Source organism: Nocardioides sp. LS1 (assembly GCF_003865225.1).
GTDB lineage: Bacteria > Actinomycetota > Actinomycetes > Propionibacteriales > Nocardioidaceae > Nocardioides > Nocardioides ginsengisegetis.
Genome location: NZ_BIFF01000002.1, coordinates 278789 through 295403 on the forward strand (window position 1 = coordinate 278789; position 16615 = coordinate 295403).

The window sequence follows — 16615 nt, forward strand, 5'->3', positions numbered from 1 at the left end:
GCGCTTGCCCTTTGGCTAGAACGTGTTCTACTTTCGGACCATGTCCCGCACCCTGTCAGCGCCGGTCACGGTCGCCTTCGACTACACCCGCTCCGTCGGGCCGGTCCTCGGCCGCTTCCTCACCGGGCTCCGCGACGGCCAGGTGGTCGGCGCCCGGACGTCGGACGGGCGCGTGGTGGTCCCCCCGCCGGAGTTCGACCCGGTGACCCACCGCGCCACCGACGACTTCGTCGAGGTCGCCGACACCGGCACCGTCACCTCGTGGACCTGGGTGCCCGAGCCGGTGGCCGCGCAGCCGTTCGACCGGCCGTTCGCCTTCGCGCTCGTGACCCTCGACGGCGCCGACGTGCCGCTCCTGCACGCGCTCGACGTCACCTCCCCCGCCGACGTGTCCACCGGCATGCGGGTCCGGGTCCGCTGGGCGGCCGAGCGGGTCGGGGCGATCACGGACATCGCCTGTTTCGAACCTGACGATGGTTTCGAGACGCTCGCTGGCGCTCGCTCCTCAACCACCGAGGCGGGCGAGATGGTCACCGGCGTCATCACCCCCGTCTCCCTCGACTACCAGTACGCCGCGTCGCCGGAGGAGTCCGCGTTCTACCGGGGGCTCGCCGAGGGCAGGATCCTCGGCCAGCGCTGCCCCGTCTGCCACCAGGTCTACGTGCCGCCGCGCTCGGCGTGCCCGGTCGACGGCGTGGCGACCACCGACGAGGTCGAGCTCGCGGACCGGGGCACGGTCACGACGTTCTGCATCGTCAACGTGCCGTTCCTGGGCCAGCGGATCACGCCGCCGTACGTCTCGGCGTACGTCCTCCTCGACGGCGCCGACATCGCCTTCCTGCACCTGATCCTCGACATCCCGGCCGAGGAGGTCCGGATGGGGATGCGGGTCGAGGCGGTCTGGAAGCCGCGCGAGGAGTGGGGCACCACGATCGAGAACATCAGCCACTTCCGCCCGACCGGCGAGCCCGACGCCGACTACGACACGTACCGAAACCACCTGTAGGGGAACGATGAGAGACGTCGCCGTCGTCGGGTTCGCCCAGCGACAGATGGAGGAGTTCGACGGGTCGCCGACCTGCGTCGAGCTGCTCGTGCCGCTGTTCGCCGAGTGCTACGAGCAGACCGGCTTCACCCGCAAGGACATCGGCTTCTGGTGCTCGGGGTCCTCGGACTACCTCGCCGGCCGGTCCTTCAGCTTCGTGAGCGCCGTCGACGCGATCGGCGTGATCCCGCCGGTCAACGAGTCGCACGTCGAGATGGACGCCGCGTGGGCGCTCTACGAGGCCTGGGTCAAGATCCAGACCGGAGAGGTCGACACCGCCCTGGTCTACGGCTTCGGCAAGTCCTCGGCCGGCGTCCTGCGGCGCACCCTCGCGCTCCAGCTCGACCCCTACACGCTCACCCCGCTCTGGCCCGACACGGTCTCTCTCGCCGGCCTCCAGGCCCGCGCCGGCATCGACGCCGGCGCGTGGGACGAGCGCGCGATGGCCGAGGTCGTCAACCGGTCGCTGACCGACGCGGAGAAGAACGAGTACGCCGTCCGTCGCGGCGGCTCGTCGGTCGAGGAGCTGCTGGCACGGCCGATGTACGCCGACCCGCTGCGCAAGCACGACTGCGCGCCGGTCACCGACGGCGCCTCGGCGCTGGTGCTGGCAGCGGGCGACCGGGCCCGCGACGCCGTCGACCGGCCCGCGTGGATCACCGGCATCGCCCACAACGTCGACCCGCTGCACCTCGGCGTGCGCGACCTGACCCGCTCCCCCTCGGCGGCCGCGGCGGCGACCGCCGCCGGCACGGCCGGGGTCGAGGTGGCCGAGCTGCACGCGCCGTTCAGCCACCAGGAGATCGTGCTGACCCGCGAGCTGGGCCTCGGGAGCGACGTACTGGTCAATCCGTCGGGCGGCGCGCTGGCCGGCAACCCGATGTTCACCGGCGGCCTCAACCGGATCGGCGAGGCCGCGAGGCGGGTCTGGTCCGGCGACCACGGCCGGGTGCTCGGGCACGCCACGAGCGGCCCGGCCCTCCAGCAGAACCTCGTGTGCACCATGTCCGCCGAGCAGGGAGCGAACTGATGGGCAAGATGCCGGCGGCCGTGATCGGGATCGGCCAGACCCACCACCGGGCCAAGCGCGAGGACGTCTCGATGGCGGGCCTGTGCCGCGAGGCGATGGACCGGGCGCTCGAGGACGCCGGGCTCACCCTCGAGGACATCGACGCGATCGTGGTCGGCAAGGCGCCGGACCTCTTCGAGGGCGTGATGATGCCCGAGCTCTTCCTCGCCGAGTCGCTCGGCGCGGCCGGCAAGCCGCTGCTGCGCGTGCACACGGCAGGGTCGGTGGGCGGCTCGACCGCGATCGTGGCCGCCTCGCTCGTCCAGGCCGGCGTGCACCGCCGCGTGCTGACGGTGGCGTTCGAGAAGCAGTCGGAGTCCAACGCGATGTGGGCGCTCTCGGTGCCGGTGCCGTTCAACATGCCGGTGCACGCGGGTGCCGGCGGCTACTTCGCCCCGCACGTGCGCTCCTACATCCGCCGCTCCCACGCACCCACCCACGTCGGCGCGATCGTGGCGGCCAAGGACCGGCAGAACGCCCTGCTCAACCCCTACGCCCACCTCCAGAACGAGGGCACGACCGTCGAGTCGGTGCTGGCGTCGCAGATGCTGTGGGACCCGATCCGCTACGACGAGACCTGCCCGTCCAGCGACGGCGCCTGCGCGATGGTGATCGCCGACGAGGACGCCGCCCGCGACGCCATGGATCCGGCCTGGATCCACGGCACCGTCATGCGCTCCGAGGCCACCACCGCCGCCCAGCGCGACCAGGTCAACCCGCAGGCCGGCCGCGAGGCGGCGGCCCACCTCTGGAAGCAGGCCGGGATCACCAACCCGCTCGAGGAGATCGACGCAGCCGAGATCTACGTGCCGTTCTCGTGGTTCGAGCCGATGTGGCTGGAGAACCTCGGCTTCACGCCCGAGGGCGAGGGCTGGAAGCTCACCGAGTCCGGCGGCACGGCCATGGACGGCGTGCTCCCCGTCAACTGCTCCGGCGGCGTGCTGTCCTCCAACCCGATCGGCGCCTCCGGCATGCTGCGCTTCGCCGAGGCCGCCCTCCAGGTGCGCGGCCACGCCGGCGAGCACCAGGTCGACGGCGTACGACGGGCGCTGGGCCACGCCTACGGCGGCGGCTCGCAGTTCTTCGCCATGTGGGTCGTCGGGGCGGAACCGCCCGCCAACTAGGTCGTCCCCGCGGGGGCTCCGTACGCTCGCCCCATGATCGAGCTCCGCACCCCCGCCCAGATCGAGCAGATGCGTCCCGCCGGGCGCTTCGTCGCGGACGTCATCACCGCGCTCTCCGAGGCCGCGGACGTGGGCGTGAACCTGCTCGAGCTCGACGCCCTGGCGCACCGGATGATCACCGAGCGCGGCGCCGAGTCGTGCTACCTCGACTACCACCCGAGCTTCGGCGCCTCCCCGTTCGGCAAGGTGCTCTGCACGTCGGTCAACGACGCGGTCCTGCACGGGCTCCCCCATGACTACGTGCTCCAGGACGGCGACCTGCTCAGCGTGGACTTCGCCGCCAGCGTGGACGGCTGGGTCTCGGACTCGGCGTACAGCATGGTCGTCGGCACCCCGCGCCAGGAGGACCTCGACCTGATCGAGGTCACCGACCGGGCGCTGGCCGCGGGCATCGCCGCGGCCGTCGACGGCAACCGGATCGGCGACATCTCGCACGCCATCGCCACGGTGGCCCGTGAGGCCGGGCTCAGGATCAACGTGCAGTTCGGCGGGCACGGCGTCGGCCGCACCATGCACGGCGACCCGCACATCCCCAACGACGGGCGACCGGGCCGTGGCTTCCAGCTGCGGCCGGGCCTGGTGATCGCGATCGAGCCGTGGTTCCTGCACACGACCGACGAGATCTACACCGACGCCGACGGCTGGACGCTGCGCAGCGCCGACGGGTCGCGAGGCGCGCACATGGAGCACACCGTGGCCGTGACGGCCGACGGGCCGCTCGTGCTCACCGCCCGCGACTGATGCCTGCGGGGGTCAGGCGTACTTGACCTGCAGGTCCTTGATCCCGTTGATCCAGCCGGACCGCAACCGCTTGGGCTCGGACACCTTGGTGATGTCGGGCGCGAGGTCGGCGAGGGCGTCGAACATCAGCCGCACCTCCTGGCGGGCCAGGTTGGCTCCGATGCAGTAGTGCGCCCCGTGGCCGCCGAAGGCGACGTGGGGGTTGGGGCTGCGGGTGATGTCGAAGCGGAAGGGGTCGGCGAACACGTCGTCGTCGTGGTTGGCCGAGGCGTAGAAGAGGCCGGCGCGCTGGCCCTTCCTGACTGTCACGCCGCCGATCTCGACGTCCTCGAGGGCGGTGCGCTGGAAGGACGTCACGGGCGTGGCCCAGCGGATCACCTCGTCGACCATCGTCTCGGGCCGCTCGCGCTTCCAGAGCTCCCACTGGTCGGGGTTGTCGAGGAAGGCGTTCATCCCGTGGGTGATCGCGTTGCGGGTGGTCTCGTTGCCGGCCACGGTCAGCATGATCACGAAGTAGCCGAACTCGTCGTCGGTCAGGCCGCGGCCCTCGTGGTCGGCGTTGATGAGCTTGGTGACGATGTCGTCACGCGGGTTGGCCTTACGGTCCGCGGCCAGCTCCATGGCGTAGCCGAGGATCTCGGCGGCCGCCACGTCCGGGTCCCCCTCGACGTCGGGGTCGTCGTAGGACAGCATCTGGTTGGACCACTCGAAGAGCTTGCGGCGGTCCTCCTGGGGCACGCCGATGAAGTCCGCGATCGCCTGGAGCGGCAGCTCGGCGGCGACCTCCTCGACGAAGTTGCCCTCGCGCCGGGACACGGCGTCCTTCACGATCTTCTCGGCGCGCTCCTTCATCAGTTCCTCGAGCGCATTGATCGCCCGGGGCGTGAAGCCGCGCGAGACGATGTGCCGCATCAGGGTGTGCTCCGGGGCGTCCTGGTTGATGATCATCACCCGCTGGAGCTCCACCATGTCGCGGAGCATCCCCTCCTGGAAGCGGATGATCGCGCCGTTCTCCGCGTTGGACCACCGCTTGCTGTCCTTGGAGATCGCCGCGACGTCGGCGTGCCGGGACACGGCCCAGTAGCCGTCGCCGGACTCCTCCGACATGCCGTCGTACGACCCCGCGGCCTGCTCGACCCAGAACACCGGCGCCTTGAGGCGCAACGCCAGGAACTCCTCGTGCGGGATGCTCCGCTCGTTGGTGCCGGGATCGGTGAAGTCGAATCCGGCCGGGACTACGTCGCTAGCGGTCACGATGCCTGCTCCTCGGTTCTGTAACACGTTCTAGTGGCGATCGTTACATACTCACGGAATGTAGGGAAGAGTTGTCCAGAACAAGAACGTGTTCTACTTTTGCAGCATGGGCACCCCGGTCATCGTCGACGCCGTCCGCACTCCCCTCGGCAAGCGCCGGGGCTGGCTCGCGGGCGTGCACCCCGCCGCGCTGCTCGGCTTCGCGCAGGCGGAGGTGCTGCGCCGGGCCGGCCTCGACCCCGACGAGGTCGAGCAGGTCGTCGGCGGCTGCGTGACGCAGGCGGGCGAGCAGTCCAACGACATGGTGCGTCGTGCCTGGCTGTACGCCGGCCTGCCGCGGCACGCCGGCGCCACCGCGATCGACGCCCAGTGCGGGTCGGGCCAGCAGTCGGCGCACCTCGTCCACGACATGGTCGCGGCCGGGACCATCGACGTGGGTGTCGCCTGTGGCGTCGAGTCGATGTCGCGGATCCCGCTGGGCGCCAACGTGCCCGCAGGACTGGGCGACCCGCGGCCGGCCGACTGGGACATCGACCTGCCCAACCAGTTCGAGGCGGCCGACCGGATCGCCCGGCACCGCGGCCTGGCGCGCGCCGACCTCGAGGCGTTCGGGCTCGCCTCCCAGCAGAAGGCGCGGGCCGCCGTCGACGAGGGCCGTTTCAAGCGGGAGATCGCGCCGCTCGAGGCCCCTGTGCTCGACGACGAGGGCAACCCGACCGGCGAGACCCGTGTCGTCGACACCGACCAGGGCCTCCGCGCGACGACGCTCGAGGGTCTCGCGTCCCTCAAGCCCGTGCTCCCCGAGGGCCTGCACACGGCCGGCACGTCGAGCCAGATCTCCGACGGGGCGTCCGCGGTCCTGATCATGGACGAGGGCAAGGCCCGCGCCCTCGGGCTCACTCCGCGCGCCCGGATCGTCACCCACTGCCTGGTCGGCTCCGACCCGTACTTCCACCTCGACGGGCCGATCGACGCCACCCGCCGCCTCCTCGCGCGCACCGGCATGGCCATCTCGGACTTCGACCTGTTCGAGGTCAACGAGGCGTTCGCCTCCGTCGTACTGTCCTGGGCCGGCGTGCACGGCGTCGACCTGGACCGGGTCAACGTCAACGGCGGCGCCATCGCGCTCGGCCACCCCGTGGGGTCGACGGGCACGCGCCTCATCACCACGGCGCTCCACGAGCTCGAGCGCCGCGACGCCTCCACCGCCCTGATCTCGATGTGTGCCGGCGGCGCGATGGCCACCGGCACCGTCATCGAGCGGATCTGATCAGACCGGCGCCTGCGCCGTACGATCGGGCATGGTTCGCCCCCGCTTCCTCGTGCCGCTGCTCGCGCTCGTGCTCGCGGCCACCGCGTCCTGCAGCAACGGCTCGGACACGGAGGTCGTGGACGCCGGAGGCGTGAGCGTCCTCGTGCTCAACGAGGTGGGCACTGGTGGCAGCGCAGGTGTGGGCATCTTCGGAGAGCTGCGCCTGGTCGGGGAGCGCTGTGTGGGCTTCGTGATGGGGCTGGAGACGGCCCTCCTCGTCTTCCCACCCCACACCTCGGTCAGCGGCTCCGGCCCCGACGTCGTCATCCACGTCCAGGGCACGGACCTGCGGCTCGGTGAACACTTCACCGGCGGCGCGCGCTCGGGCGCCCCCGAACCGTTGTCGCACTTCGGCGCCCTGCGCGACCAGATCCCCTCGTCCTGTCGCGGGTTGCCGGCGGTCGCCTTCCAACCCGATCCTCGATGAATCGAGCCTGCCGTTCGCACGGCTCTCGATGCCATGCTGGGGCGATGGACCGGGAACGGAAGCCCCTGCTCCGAGGCCGAGGTGCGCTCCGGGCCGAAGAGTTCTGCCTCCACACCGGGCTCGACCAGGCCATGGTCGATGAACTGATGCGCACCGGCCACCTTCCCGGCGCACTTGTCGACGCACGGGGCTCGACCCGCGTCGTCGCGATCTTCGACGACCTGCTCCCCTCGCGAGACGCACTTGTCGCCCTCGGGCTACCCGTGCTGGACGGCTACGACCCCGAGTCGCTCCGCTCTGTCGAAGGCGAGGACGATCCCGACGACGAGTGACTTCGTCGCGTCTGAGGGGTGCGGGCCAACAACTTCAGGGCGCCAGGCAGTCGAACCGGGTGCTTGCTCTGGCGCCCGCCGTGACCTCGACGTGCTGGGGTGCGTCCGGGCAGTAGCCGATGTCCACGTCGTACTCACCCGGTGGAATGGACAGGACGGCCTCGCCCTCGGAGTTGGTCGAGGCAGACCAGGAGCGTTGCGAAGTGCTGATGGCAGTGACCGAGATCCCAGGGATCGGCGAGTGGTCGAGGCTCGGCCCGGGTGGGCCGGTGCGCGACAACGTCACCGTTACCGTGATCGAGCCAAGCTCGCGCTCGTCACCGCCGGCTGAGCCACACGCGGACAACATGAAGGCGGCCGACAGCGCGGCACCCAGTCGTCGCATGGTGGGCATGAACGCAGTATGGCTTCGGCCTATGTCCGCCGGGTGAAGGCGACCTTTCCACCGGTCTGTGTGGTCATTCTGAACTTGGGATCGTGTGCCCGGGCGTGGTGGTGGGGACAGAGGAGCATCCCGTCGGTGTTGGTCTCGCCGCCCTGGCTCCAGGGGATCGGGTGGTGTCCGTGACACAGGCCCGGGGGCCAGTCACATCCTTCGGCGTTGCAGCCGCCCTGCTCGATGGCCATCGCGATCCGCTGGGACTCGGTATGGAACCGGCGTTTCCGGCCGAGGTCGAGGACCTGGGACTTCCCACCGAGCACGGCGGGGATGATCCCGGCTTCGCAGGCGAGGCGGCGGGCCTGGCCGGCGGTGATCCGCTCACCGGTGTCCAGGGATGCGGCCTTCAGGCCGCCCATCAGGGTCGAGATGTCCATCGTGACCACCACGGTCGCGGACACGCCGCCAGCCTTGGGGAGCTTCTTGACCGGGTAGCGCTCGATCAGCTCGACGAACGCCTGCCCCATCCGCTCCGCCGACGGCCGACGTTCACCCAGCCCGCCGTCGACCGCGGCGCGGTGCTTCGGCGCCGCGAACGCCAGCAGCGCCTTCTTCAACATCGCGGCCTGCGCGACCGGCAGCGTGAACCGGCCGTGGACCTTGCCGTGCCCGTCGTCGGTCATCGTCAGCTTCGTCGACCGGGCAGCGTCGCGCTCCTCGTCCTCGAGCTGCTTCGCCTCGTGGGCCTCAGCGGCCTCGGGGTCGAGGAAGTCCAGGATCCGCCGGCCCAGCACCTTGAGTGCTTTGGCGTCGTGGTCGGCGGCGAACTTGATCAGCATCGCTTCGGCCTCGTCGCGATGCTCGGCCGGGAGGACCTCGACCGCATCCACGATCACCCTGGCTTGCTCCACCAGCACATCGCCTGCGGCGACCGCCGCACGCAACGCCGGACGCGCAGCGAGCGCGACCGCGAGCCGCATCTTCCCGTGCGCCGCGCTCCGGGTCTGGTGCGTGGCATACGCCCAGAAGTTGGTCGTCGAGGTCGCCCCCACGGACTCCCCGACGCCGACGGTCTGGGCGTGCTCGGCGACCCGCATCTCCAGCTCCGCCAGCTGCGCGGACAGTCGGGTCACGGCCCTGAGGGTCGCAGCGGACTCGTCTGGCGACATCGACCAGAGCGCCACATCCGAGAGGTCAGAAAGCTGCGACTGCATGGCCTCGACAGCGCGCGACACCTGGTGTCGAGGCGGCTGGGTGACCATCGCTGTCATGGGTCAATTCCAGCAGGGACCACCGACAAAACCGCAGGCCAGAGCCCCTATTTCGACAAGAGAAAGGTAAAGAATCGAAAGAATTTTGAAACCTCGATCGAGCGGTCGAGCGAGGTGACCGAAAGCCGGGAAGCAGGGCCCGGAGGCACCTCGTGCGAACCCTGCGGTGACCACCCAAATTCTAGAAATACGCGCCGAAGGCGCGAAATCCCGCAGCAAGACGTCGGCGCGCAGGCACGCACAGATCTAGTCACGAGCGGCCATTGTCGGCACCACAGCCCGCTGCCACGCTGATCCTGTGGTCAGGCGCTGCATCGCCGTCGTGCTGGCTGCCGTCCTGGCCGCCGGGATGCTCGCGGCCTGCAGCACCTCCACCCAGACCGGCCACGACCCCCGACCAGCGCCGGTCGACGTGACCGGCCCCGACGCGGACCTCGCCGACCCTGGGAAGGCGGCGGGACACGTGTGTCGGTTGGTGGCGGCCCAGGACCTGGCAGATCCCGACTACTGGTTCGACGACTCCCCCGTCGTGTCCTGCTCGAAGCCCCACAACGTGGAGACGGTCGGCGTCCTCGACGTCTCGCACCCGACCGTGCGCGAGGCCAAGCGCTCACGCCCCGTCTGCTGGGAGCTCGCGTTGCGCTACGTCGGCATCGACGAGACGCACTGGATCCCCTGGCAGCCGCTGGTGTTCCTGCCGAGCCGTGCGCAGGTGGCCGCGGGTGGCACCTCCACCGTGCGGTGTGACATCGCCTTCCCGCTGAGTGACCGCCCCCTGCGCGTTCGCCGTACGACGTGGACGGCGCGGGACGCGGCGCACCGCCATGCCGAGGCGCTGTGGGCCTGCACCGACACCGACCCTCGCACGGGCACGCTCTCGTACCTCCCGTGCACGCGGCCGCACCGGTTCGAGGCGACGGGACGGCTGGCGCTGCTCTTCCAGCTCCCCCGCTACCCGTCACCTGCCCGGCTCGAGCGCGAGGCGAGCCAGTGCCTCCATGGCCTCCCCGCGCGTCAGCGCCGCCGCGGGATCGAGGCCGTCGCCGCCTGGGACAGCCCGAAGGGCTTCACCGGCGGCATCCTCGCCGGGGTCTGCTTCGTGCACCGGCGCGACGGCCGGCCGATGCCCCCGCGGGAGACGGGTCAGCGGTCGTCCCAGACGTCTGCGAAGAAGCGCGTGTAGGAGTCGTACGCCGACCGCGAGGGGATCTCGAGCACGATCTCGTCGAGCCCCCGCGACGGCGACCACATGTTCTCCGAGCCGGTCCACACCCGGGTCTGCACCTGACCGCCCTGGTGGAAGCGGGCGGTCATGAACTTCAGGTGCGAGTAGCGGTGCGGCCCGAACCAGGCGGTCCGCAGCGGCACACCCGCCCGCCGGAGGACACCATGTACGGCAGCCGAGAACGGGCGGCTCATCAGCACCCGCACGTCCGCCCCCTTGCGGGCCTTGGCCGCGAGCGCCCGCGCGACCCGGACCCCGCGGCGATCCTGCCAGTTGGAGTACGTCGCCCGGATGGTCGTGCCCTGTGCCGGCAGGTCCCGGATCCGCCGGATCACCGGGTCGGCCTGGTCGGGGCTGTTCCACGGCGAGAACGACACCGACCGTCCGGCACCGAGGCGGAAGTACCGGTAGGGCCGGGCCATCGGCCGGTCGCGGACCTGCTCGTGGAACACGTCCTTGAGCCGGCGGAACAGCTCGACATCGCCGACCGACTGGTAGGCGTCGTTGTACTGCTCCTGGTCGGCCACGCTCGTGGCGTTCGCCGACGTCACGATCGTGACCCAGTGGGCCCCACCGGTCTCGGTGAACGTCCAGGTCTTCTGGTGCAGGTTCGTCTCACGGCCCGCGAACGTGTCGCGGCCGCGAGCGGAGTCGGTGACGCACTCGGCGAAGGAGTCACCGGCGAGGTGGTGGCGCAGGTACTGCACCGCCGGGCCGTGGCAGTCGATGCCACCGACGACGAGCCGGACGATGACGCCCCGGCGAGAGGCACGCACGAGCTCATGCGCGAGGGGGCCGCTGGTGAACTCCCAGACGACGCCGCGCACGACGGCACCACGCGGCGTACGGCGCAGGTCGCGGGTGACGAGGTGCCGGACCCGCGCCTCGCCGGGCTTGCTGAAGACGGCCCGGGTGGTGGGGGCTGTGACGACTACGCGCCCGAGGCGGTGCGTGGGCTCCACGGCGGAAGCCGGGGTGGTGATGGCCAGTGACGAGATCAAGGCCGAGACGACACCGAGGGTGACGACGGCCGGGAGGGACGGGGGTCGGTGGCCTGGCGGCATGCCGGCTCCTGAACGACGAGGGATGGTCGCGCGGGGGACGCGACCCTGTCGTACGACGAAGCTAGGCAGTCCGGTTGGCCGGCGACCGGCCTGCGCAAGACCTGCGGGTTACGCGCCGTAGACGGGTTCGGGGTCCGGTCCCTCGGCGATCAGCCCACGCAGCGCGGCCCCCACGGATCCAGCCTCCCACCGCGCACCCGCGTCGGCGATCGGACCGTGCCGCCAGCCCGTCTCGAGGGTGATCCGGCTGCCGTCGATCTCGATGACCCGGCCGGTGACGTCGCCGGCCTCCTCGGACGCGAGCCAGGCCACGACAGGCGAGTTGTCCTCCGGGAGCGCCATGGCGGAGGTGTCGAAGGCGCCCTCGGTCATCCGGGTCCGGGCTACGGGAGCGATGGCGTTGACAGTGACGCCGTACCGCCCGAGCTCCTGGGCCGCGACCAGCGTCAGTCCGGCGATCCCGGCCTTCGCGGCGGAGTACGTCGCCTGGCCGACCGAGCCCTGGAGCCCGGCGCCCGACGAGGTGTTGATGACGCGGGCCGCACGCTGGCGTCCCTCCTTGGCCTCGGCGCGCCACCAGGCCCCGGCGTGCCGGAGCGGCGCGAAGTGTCCCTTGAGGTGGACGCGGATGACGGCGTCCCACTCCTCCTCGGACGTGTTGACGAGCATCCGGTCCCGGACGAAGCCGGCGTTGTTGACGAGGACGTCGAGACCTCCGTACTCCTCGATCGCCTGCTGCACCATCGCCGCCGCCTGCGAGAAGTCGGCCACGTCCGCACCGTTGGCCACCGCGCGCCCGCCCGCAGCCTCGATCTCCGCGACGACCTCGTCGGCGGGCGACTCCCCCGTCCCCTCGCCCGCCAGCGAGACGCCGTAGTCGTTGACGACCACCGCGGCCCCGTGCCGGGCGAGCTCCAGCGCGTGGGCGCGGCCGATGCCGCGGCCGGCGCCGGTCACGATCGCGACGCGCCCCTCGAGAAGCCTGCTCACCGGGTCTCCTTCACTGCCGTCAGGAATGCCGGCGGCTCTCCGCCGCCGTGGCACGCGATCCGTGCACCGGAGACGTACGACGCGAGGTCGCTGGCCAGGAACGCCGCGACGTGGCCGACCTCCTCGGGCCGGGCCATCCGGCCGAGCGGGATGGTGCGCTCGATCGCGGCGACGCCGTCGTCGCCGCCGTAGTGGTCGTCGGTGTCGTCGGTGCGGCACAGCCCGACGTCGATGGCGTTCATCCGGACCCGCGGCGCCCACTCGATCGCGAGCGAGGTGGTCAGCGCGTCCAGGCCGGCCTTCGCGGCGCCGTACGCCGCGGTGCCCGGCGACGGGCGCGTGGCCGAGATCGACGAGATGTTGACGATCGAGCCGCCGGAGTCCTGGCGCTGCATCACGGCGTTGGCGGCCTGGGCGACCAGGAGCGGCCCGAGCAGGTTGAGCCCGACGACCTTCTCGTGGAAGCGGGGCGAGGCCTCGGCCGCCAGCGCGTAGGGCGCTCCCCCGGCGTTGTTCACCAGCACGTCGAGCCGTCCGTCGGCAGCCACCACCGCGTCGACGAGCCCTCGCACGGACTCGGGATCGCGGACGTCGCAGACGTGGTGGCTGGTCCCCCGGAGCTGCTCGACCGGGGTGCGCGAGCAGGTGACGACCGTGGCGCCGGCGGCCAGGAACACCTCGGTGATCCCGAGGCCGATCCCGCGCGTGCCGCCGGTGACGAGCACGACGCGACCGGCGAGGTCCAGGGTCAGGGACATGCTGACGACCCTACCAAGCAAGTGTTAGGTTGGCACGTATGGGCATCACCTCCGAGCTCCGTCCCGACGGCATCCGGGTCGTCACGATGGAGCACCCGCCGGTCAACGCGCTGACGGTCCAGGGCTGGTTCGACGTGGCCGCCGCCCTCGACGACGCGAGTCGCGACAGCGACACCCACGTGGTCGTCCTGAAGGCGGAGGGTCGCGGCTTCAACGCCGGGGTCGACATCAAGGAGATGCAGCAGACCAGCGGGTTCGACGCGCTGATCGGCGCCAACAGGGGCTGCTTTGCGGCCTTCCGTGCCGTCTACGAGTGCGCGGTCCCGGTGATCGCCGCCGTGCACGGCTTCTGCCTCGGCGGCGGGATCGGGCTGGTCGGCAACGCCGACTGCATCGTGGCCAGCGACGACGCCTACTTCGGCGTCCCGGAGGTCGACCGAGGGGCGCTCGGTGCGGCCACCCACCTCGCCCGGATGGTGCCGCCGCACCTGATGCGCACCCTCTACTTCACCGGCCGCACCATCACCGCCGCCGACCTGGTCCCGCACGGCTCGGTCCTCGAGGTGGTCCCCCGCGACCGGCTCGACGAGACGGCGCTCGCGGTCGCCGCCGAGATCGCCGCCAAGGACACCCGGGTCATCCGGGCAGCGAAGGAGGCGCTCAACGGGATCGACCCCGTCGACGTCAACAAGAGCTACCGCTTCGAGCAGGGCTTCACCTTCGAGCTCAACCTCGCCGGCGTCGCCGACGAGCTGCGCGACGACTTCGTGAGGAAGCAGTGAACGGCACGCCCCGCGACAAGCGGATGTCCATCGAGCAGGTGGTCGACTCCCTGGAGAGCGGCATGACCATCGGCATCGGCGGCTGGGGCCCGCGCCGCAAGCCGATGGCGCTCGTCCGTGCGATCCTCCGCTCCGACCTCACGGACCTCACGATCGTCAGCTGGGGCGGCGCCGACGTCGGCCTGCTCGTCCGCGCCGGCAAGGTACGCCGGCTCGTCTACGCGTTCGTCTCGCTCGACTCGATCCCGCTCGAGCCCAACTTCCAGCGTGCCCGCCAGGACGGCACGATCCCCGAGGTCGTCGAGCTGGACGAGGGGATGTTCCAGACCGGGCTGCGCGCGGCGGCCCAGCGGCTGCCCTTCCTGCCGATGCGGGCCGGCCTCGGCTCCGACGTACTCGTCAACAATCCGTGGATCCAGACCGTCACCTCCCCCTACGAGGACGGCGAGACGTTCGTGGCCGTGCCGGCGCTGCGCCTCGACGTCGCGCTGGTCCACCTCAACCGCGCGGACTGCCACGGCAACGCGACCTACCTCGGCCCCGATCCCTACTTCGACGACCTCTTCGCGATGGCCGCCGACCGCACCTACCTCTCCGTCGAGCAGGTCGTCGACACGGCCGGGCTGACGGTCGACACCCCCGTCCAGCGACTGCTCCTCAGCCGGATGCTCGTCGACGGCGTCGTCGAGACGCCGAACGGCGCGCACTTCACCACGTGCACGCCGGACTACGAGCGGGACGAGCGGTTCCAGAAGGCGTACGCCGCGGCGGCCTCCGGCAGCGACGAGGACTGGGCCGCGTTCGAGCAACGCTTCCTGGCCGGTGACGAGGACGCCTACCAGGCCGCGGTCCGGGCCTTCGCCGAGGAGGCGTCGTGATGAGCTCGACCCCCGAGAGGGCGGACGTCTGCGCCGCCGCCATCGCCGACGCGTTCCGCGACGACGGCGAGATCTTCGCCAGCCCGATGGGGCTGCTGCCGATGCTCGGCGTGCGCCTGGCCAAGCTGACCTCCAACCCCGACCTCGTCATCTCCGACGGGGAGTCGCTGTTCCTCGCGGGCGTGCCGCCGCTGTTCGCGAAGGCCGACGTCGTCGAGGGGTGGATCCCCTTCCGCAGGGTCTTCGACGTGGTCGCCAACGGGCCGCGGCACGTGATGATGGGCGCCACCCAGGTCGACCGGCACGGCAACCAGAACATCTCGGCGATCGGCGACTTCGCGAAACCGACGCGCCAGCTGCTCGGCTCTCGGGGCGCGCCGGGCAACACCGTCAACAACCGCACGTCCTACTGGGTGCCACGCCACTCCCCCCGCGTCTTCGTCGAGCGGGTCGACGTGGTGTCCGGTGTCGGCCCGGCCCGGGCGCGCGAGGCCGGCCCCGCCGCCGCCCGCTTCAACGACATCCACCGGATCGTCAGCAACCTCGGGGTCTTCGACGTCCGCGGCCCCGACGACACGCTCCGGCTGCTGTCGGTGCACCCGGGCGTCACCGTCGACGAGATCCTCGAGGCGTCCGGCTGCGCGATCCACGTCGAGGACGGGACGCCCGAGACCCGACTGCCCTCCTCGGAGGAGCTCGTGCTCATCCGCGAGGTGCTGGACCCGAAGGGCCTGCGCTTCAAGGAGGTCCCGCATGATTGAGCAGCTGATCCGCACCCCGCTGACCGACCTCGTGGGCGTCCGGCACCCCGTCGTACAGACCGGCATGGGGTGGGTGTCGGGACCCCGCCTCGTCACGGGGACCGCGAACGCCGGGGGCCTCGGCATCCTCGCCAGCGCCACCATGTCGCTCGAGGAGCTCGAGCGCGCGATCGTCGAGGTCAAGGGCCGCACCGACCAGCCGTTCGGGGTCAACCTGCGCGCCGATGCGGGTGACGCCGTCGACCGCTGCGACCTGCTGGTCCGGCACGACGTGAAGGTGGCGTCGTTCGCGCTGGCACCCAAGCCCGACCTGATCAAGCGACTCAAGGACCACGGCATCGTCGTGATGCCGTCGGTCGGCGCGGCCCGGCACGCCGAGAAGGTCGCGGCGTGGGGCGCGGACGCCGTGATGGTGCAGGGCGGCGAGGGCGGCGGCCACACCGGCCCGGTGCCCACCACCCTGCTCCTGCCGACCGTCCTCGACGCCGTCGACATCCCCGTCGTCGCGGCCGGCGGCTTCTTCGACGGGCGCGGCCTGGCCGCCGCGCTGTCCTACGGCGCGGCCGGGGTCGGCATGGGCACCCGCTTCCTGCTCACGCAGGACAGCGCCGTCCCGCAGGCGGTCAAGGACCTCTACCTCTCCCACGACCTGAACGGCACCGTCGTCACCGCCAAGGTCGACGGGATGCCGCACCGGATGCTGCGCACCGACCTGGTCGCCGAGCTCGAGGAGACCGGCGCCGTACGCCGCCTCGCCCCGACCCTCCGCCGGACCCTGGAGTTCAAGCGGACGAGCGGGATGTCGTGGGCGCAGCTCGCGCGTGACGGCCGCTCGATGCGGAAGGCGCAGGGCCGCACCCTCGCGCAGATGACCCTCGCCGCCAACACCCCCGTCATGCTGCGCGCCGGCCTCGTCGACGGCGACACGTCCGCCGGGGTCCTCGCGAGCGGCCAGGTCGTCGGCGTCATCGACGACCTCCCCACCTGCGAGGAGCTCATCGACCGGGTCGTCACCCGCGCCGCCGACGAGCTCCGCCGCGCATCGGCCTACGTCGTCTAGCGACGGGACAAGCATCATCGTGGAGTCCCCGGCGTACCAGGCACGCCGCAGACTCCACGATCTTGAGCCTGACAGGGGAATCC

18 protein-coding genes are annotated in these 16615 nt (G+C 71.3%); 12 read left to right on the forward strand and 6 right to left on the reverse strand.

What is annotated here, in order from left to right:
• Positions 1–40 precede the first annotated feature (40 nt).
• From EJF31_RS06085 to map, 4 genes are read left to right on the forward strand one after another with little or no spacing between them, the layout of a single operon-like run.
• Positions 41–1006, forward strand: a complete 966-nt coding sequence (locus tag EJF31_RS06085; RefSeq protein ID WP_125036226.1) for a Zn-ribbon domain-containing OB-fold protein — start codon at positions 41–43, stop codon at positions 1004–1006.
• Positions 1007–1013: 7 nt separating this feature from the next.
• Positions 1014–2075, forward strand: coding sequence for a thiolase domain-containing protein (locus EJF31_RS06090; protein WP_125036227.1), 1062 nt, complete (start codon positions 1014–1016; stop codon positions 2073–2075).
• A complete protein-coding gene (locus tag EJF31_RS06095) occupies positions 2075–3238 on the forward strand; it encodes a thiolase domain-containing protein (RefSeq protein ID WP_125036228.1) in 1164 nt (387 codons plus the stop codon). The genes EJF31_RS06090 and EJF31_RS06095 overlap by 1 nt, the downstream gene beginning before the upstream one ends.
• Before the next feature lie 33 nt (positions 3239–3271).
• Positions 3272–4039, forward strand: a complete 768-nt coding sequence (gene map, locus EJF31_RS06100) for a type I methionyl aminopeptidase (RefSeq protein WP_125036229.1) — start codon at positions 3272–3274, stop codon at positions 4037–4039.
• A gap of 12 nt (positions 4040–4051) precedes the next feature.
• On the opposite strand, the gene EJF31_RS06105 is transcribed toward map, so the two are convergent.
• Positions 4052–5293: a cytochrome P450 gene (locus tag EJF31_RS06105; RefSeq protein ID WP_125036230.1), complete on the reverse strand. Its 1242-nt coding sequence runs from the start codon at positions 5291–5293 to the stop codon at positions 4052–4054.
• A 106-nt stretch (positions 5294–5399) separates the two neighbouring features.
• Between EJF31_RS06105 and EJF31_RS06110 the strand changes: the two genes are divergently transcribed.
• From EJF31_RS06110 to EJF31_RS06120, 3 genes are read left to right on the forward strand one after another with little or no spacing between them, the layout of a single operon-like run.
• Complete coding sequence (locus EJF31_RS06110; RefSeq protein ID WP_125036231.1) at positions 5400–6563, forward strand: steroid 3-ketoacyl-CoA thiolase; 1164 nt, start codon at positions 5400–5402, stop codon at positions 6561–6563.
• A 31-nt stretch (positions 6564–6594) separates the two neighbouring features.
• Positions 6595–7032: a hypothetical protein gene (locus EJF31_RS06115; RefSeq protein ID WP_125036232.1), complete on the forward strand. Its 438-nt coding sequence runs from the start codon at positions 6595–6597 to the stop codon at positions 7030–7032.
• Positions 7033–7076: 44 nt separating this feature from the next.
• Complete coding sequence (locus tag EJF31_RS06120) at positions 7077–7364, forward strand: hypothetical protein (RefSeq protein WP_125036233.1); 288 nt, start codon at positions 7077–7079, stop codon at positions 7362–7364.
• Between the two features lie 34 nt (positions 7365–7398).
• Here the strand turns inward: EJF31_RS06120 and EJF31_RS06125 are convergent, their stop codons facing one another.
• Both EJF31_RS06125 and EJF31_RS06130 read right to left on the reverse strand, forming a co-directional pair.
• Entirely contained in the window at positions 7399–7758 is a 360-nt protein-coding gene (locus EJF31_RS06125) for a hypothetical protein (protein ID WP_125036234.1), read from the reverse strand.
• A 20-nt stretch (positions 7759–7778) separates the two neighbouring features.
• Positions 7779–8876, reverse strand: coding sequence for an HNH endonuclease signature motif containing protein (locus EJF31_RS06130; protein ID WP_260430662.1), 1098 nt, complete (start codon positions 8874–8876; stop codon positions 7779–7781).
• A gap of 436 nt (positions 8877–9312) precedes the next feature.
• On the opposite strand from EJF31_RS06130, the gene EJF31_RS06135 reads away from it, so the two are divergent.
• Entirely contained in the window at positions 9313–10197 is an 885-nt protein-coding gene (locus EJF31_RS06135; protein ID WP_125036236.1) for a hypothetical protein, read from the forward strand.
• Here EJF31_RS06135 and EJF31_RS06140 read toward each other — a convergent pair.
• The 3 genes from EJF31_RS06140 to EJF31_RS06150 all read right to left on the reverse strand — a co-directional run bounded on the left by EJF31_RS06140 (position 10158) and on the right by EJF31_RS06150 (position 13051).
• On the reverse strand, positions 10158–11303 hold the full coding sequence (locus EJF31_RS06140) for a hypothetical protein (protein WP_125036237.1): 1146 nt from the start codon (positions 11301–11303) through the stop codon (positions 10158–10160). The genes EJF31_RS06135 and EJF31_RS06140 overlap by 40 nt on opposite strands.
• 108 nt (positions 11304–11411) lie before the next feature.
• Positions 11412–12293, reverse strand: a complete 882-nt coding sequence (locus tag EJF31_RS06145) for an SDR family oxidoreductase (RefSeq protein WP_125036238.1) — start codon at positions 12291–12293, stop codon at positions 11412–11414.
• Complete coding sequence (locus tag EJF31_RS06150) at positions 12290–13051, reverse strand: SDR family oxidoreductase (protein WP_125036239.1); 762 nt, start codon at positions 13049–13051, stop codon at positions 12290–12292. Before EJF31_RS06150 ends, EJF31_RS06145 begins: the two co-directional genes overlap by 4 nt.
• A 38-nt stretch (positions 13052–13089) precedes the next feature.
• Here EJF31_RS06150 and EJF31_RS06155 point away from each other — a divergent pair, with 38 nt between their 5' ends.
• The 4 genes from EJF31_RS06155 to EJF31_RS06170 are packed head-to-tail and all read left to right on the forward strand — an operon-like array spanning position 13090 to position 16532.
• The gene (locus EJF31_RS06155) at positions 13090–13833 is read left to right on the forward strand and encodes an enoyl-CoA hydratase family protein (protein ID WP_125036240.1); all 744 of its coding nucleotides are present in this window, start codon (positions 13090–13092) and stop codon (positions 13831–13833) included.
• On the forward strand, positions 13830–14711 hold the full coding sequence (locus EJF31_RS06160) for a CoA transferase subunit A (protein WP_221767478.1): 882 nt from the start codon (positions 13830–13832) through the stop codon (positions 14709–14711). Before EJF31_RS06155 ends, EJF31_RS06160 begins: the two co-directional genes overlap by 4 nt.
• Positions 14711–15472, forward strand: a complete 762-nt coding sequence (locus tag EJF31_RS06165) for a CoA-transferase subunit beta (RefSeq protein WP_125036241.1) — start codon at positions 14711–14713, stop codon at positions 15470–15472. Before EJF31_RS06160 ends, EJF31_RS06165 begins: the two co-directional genes overlap by 1 nt.
• Positions 15465–16532 (forward strand): nitronate monooxygenase family protein, encoded by a 1068-nt coding sequence (locus tag EJF31_RS06170; protein ID WP_221767479.1) that lies wholly within the window; start codon positions 15465–15467, stop codon positions 16530–16532. The genes EJF31_RS06165 and EJF31_RS06170 overlap by 8 nt, the downstream gene beginning before the upstream one ends.
• Positions 16533–16615 lie beyond the last annotated feature (83 nt).

Bases quoted from the DNA above. Each gene is read 5' to 3' on its own strand.
- EJF31_RS06085 (WP_125036226.1), top strand. From the start codon at position 41: ATGTCCCGCACCCTGTCAGCGCCGGTCACGGTCGCCTTCGACTACACC.
- EJF31_RS06090 (WP_125036227.1), top strand. From the start codon at position 1,014: ATGAGAGACGTCGCCGTCGTCGGGTTCGCCCAGCGACAGATGGAGGAG.
- EJF31_RS06095 (WP_125036228.1), top strand. From the start codon at position 2,075: ATGGGCAAGATGCCGGCGGCCGTGATCGGGATCGGCCAGACCCACCAC.
- map (WP_125036229.1), top strand. From the start codon at position 3,272: ATGATCGAGCTCCGCACCCCCGCCCAGATCGAGCAGATGCGTCCCGCC.
- EJF31_RS06110 (WP_125036231.1), top strand. From the start codon at position 5,400: ATGGGCACCCCGGTCATCGTCGACGCCGTCCGCACTCCCCTCGGCAAG.
- EJF31_RS06115 (WP_125036232.1), top strand. From the start codon at position 6,595: ATGGTTCGCCCCCGCTTCCTCGTGCCGCTGCTCGCGCTCGTGCTCGCG.
- EJF31_RS06120 (WP_125036233.1), top strand. From the start codon at position 7,077: ATGGACCGGGAACGGAAGCCCCTGCTCCGAGGCCGAGGTGCGCTCCGG.
- EJF31_RS06125 (WP_125036234.1), bottom strand. From the start codon at position 7,758: ATGCCCACCATGCGACGACTGGGTGCCGCGCTGTCGGCCGCCTTCATG.
- EJF31_RS06140 (WP_125036237.1), bottom strand. From the start codon at position 11,303: ATGCCGCCAGGCCACCGACCCCCGTCCCTCCCGGCCGTCGTCACCCTC.
- EJF31_RS06150 (WP_125036239.1), bottom strand. From the start codon at position 13,051: ATGTCCCTGACCCTGGACCTCGCCGGTCGCGTCGTGCTCGTCACCGGC.
- EJF31_RS06155 (WP_125036240.1), top strand. From the start codon at position 13,090: ATGGGCATCACCTCCGAGCTCCGTCCCGACGGCATCCGGGTCGTCACG.
- EJF31_RS06165 (WP_125036241.1), top strand. From the start codon at position 14,711: ATGAGCTCGACCCCCGAGAGGGCGGACGTCTGCGCCGCCGCCATCGCC.
- EJF31_RS06170 (WP_221767479.1), top strand. From the start codon at position 15,465: ATGATTGAGCAGCTGATCCGCACCCCGCTGACCGACCTCGTGGGCGTC.